The organism is Nocardia farcinica (assembly GCF_029867845.1).
In the GTDB taxonomy this organism is placed as follows: Bacteria; Actinomycetota; Actinomycetes; order Mycobacteriales; family Mycobacteriaceae; genus Nocardia; species Nocardia farcinica_A.
In genome coordinates, this window is sequence record NZ_JARWRU010000649.1 from 1 (window position 1) to 1,572 (window position 1,572).

At 72.2% G+C, this 1,572-nt stretch carries 1 protein-coding gene; it reads left to right on the forward strand.

Annotated elements, in window-relative coordinates:
• Positions 1 to 137: 137 nt before the first annotated feature.
• Positions 138 to 1,572 (forward strand): ABC transporter ATP-binding protein (locus QH283_RS14375; RefSeq protein ID WP_280503502.1); only part of this gene is annotated, 1,435 nt, incomplete at its 3' end.

Below are 1,572 nucleotides of genomic sequence, written 5' to 3' on the forward strand. Positions count from 1 at the left end.
GGCCGCCACGGGCGGTCGCCGCCCGCGCGCGCCTTCGGGGCGGTGCTGTCGGTGGGGGCCGGTAGGGCGGCCTCGGGGCCCCACGACCAGCTGTTGCGCACCGAGAGCCGATATCGCGAACTGATGGGAGGGCGGCGGTGAGCCGGGACGACAGCGGGTCCGACGCGGAGCCGGTCACCGACTGGCGCGGGATCGCCAACGAGGACGCCGAGGTCACCGGCGCGGGCAACACGGTCCTGGCGCGGCGCTCGCGTGTGCTGCTCGGCGAACTGGTCCGGCCGTACCGGTGGCGGGTGGCGATCGCGCTGGTGCTGGTCGTGATCGAGAACGCCGCCATGGTGGCAGGCCCGCTGTTCGTCGCCCACGGTCTCGATCGCGGCATCGAGGCGGGCGGTCATGGGTCGTGGTCGACGCTGGCGTGGGTGGTCGGCGGATACGCGGCCTGCGCGCTCGCCGGCGGCACGGCGACCTACTGCTTCTACCGCCACGTCGGCAGGCTCAGCCAGGACGTGCTGTTCGATCTGCGGGTGCGCGCTTTCGCCCACGCCCAGCGCCTCGACGTCGCCTTCCACGAGAGGTACACCTCCGGCAAGGTCGTCACCCGGCTCACCAGCGACATCGAGGCCTTGCAGGAACTGCTGGAGAGCTCGATGAACCTGGCGCTCGGGGCGATCCTGTCGGTGGTCACCATCGCCTGCCTGCTGGTGTATCTCGACCCGCCGCTGGCGGTGATCGTCTTCATCGGCTTCGTGCCGCTGGCCCTGGTGACCCGCTGGGCGCAGCGCAGACAGCGCGCCGGCTACCGTCGCACCCGCACCGCGGCCGCCCGGGTGGTCGTGCATTTCGTCGAGTCGATGGGCGGGATGCGCGCGGTGCAGGCGTTCCGGCGCGAGCGCCGCAACGACGCCGTGCTCGCGGCCGAGGACGACGAATTCCGCGACGCCAATGTCGTCGCGCTACGGGGTATGGCCGCCTACTCGGGCCTGACCCGCCTGCTGGGCAACCTGACCACCGTCGTCGTCATCGTGGTCGGCGCCTGGCGGGTCATCCACGGCGATCTGGCGGTCGGCGTCCTCGCCGCCTACCTGCTGTACCTCAACAACTTCTACAAACCGCTCGACGATCTGGCCCAGGTGCTCAACGCCTACCAGTCCGCCGCCGCGGCGTTGGAGAAGATCTCCGGTGTGCTCGAGGAGCGGCCCGCGGTGACCGAACCGGACGCGCCGGTGCCGCTCGGCGCGGTCGAGGGCCGACTGCGGCTCGAGCGGGTGTGGTTCGACTACGGCCGGGCGGCCGGGCCGCGGCGGGCGGTGCTGCCGGAGTTCGATCTCGACATCCCGGCCGGTCAGGTGCTCGCGGTGGTCGGCGCGACCGGCGCGGGCAAGTCGACGCTGGTCAAGCTGCTGACCCGGTTCTACGACCCGTCCGGCGGGCGGGTCACCCTCGACGGGGTCGACCTGCGGCACATCGCCGATGCCGACCTGCGCCGCGCGGTCGTCATGGTGACTCAGGAGGCCGATCTGTTCGCCGGTTCGGTGGGCGCCCACAAACGCCTCGGCAGACCGGAGGCCC